At 54.8% G+C, this 239-nt stretch carries 1 pseudogene; it reads right to left on the bottom strand.

The features are described 5' to 3' along the window. Positions 1-6 precede the first annotated feature (6 nt). Positions 7-239 (bottom strand): annotated as a pseudogene (locus AC0L3U_RS40160) (hypothetical protein); the annotation flags it as partial.

Genomic DNA, 239 nt, shown 5'->3' with positions numbered 1-239 from the left:
GCTTGGCTACATCGGTCTTGCGAAAAAGCTCAGCACTTCTTCAAGCAATAGTTCTGGCACTTGCTCAGCGATGTAATGGCCGCAAGGTAAGGCTTTGCCGCGTACATCAGTCGCTACCTGCTGCCATTCCGTTAATGGATCGAAACAGCGCCCCACGGTGCCTTCGGTGCTATCGGGGGCAAGCCCCCTCCCACACGGGTTACAAGGTGCCAGCGATACCGCATTACAAATCAGCAACA

Source organism: Bradyrhizobium sp. Kon69, from assembly GCF_055807515.1.
The sequence above is the reverse complement of the archived record's forward strand: the minus strand, read 5'-3'. Positions and strand labels throughout refer to the sequence as shown.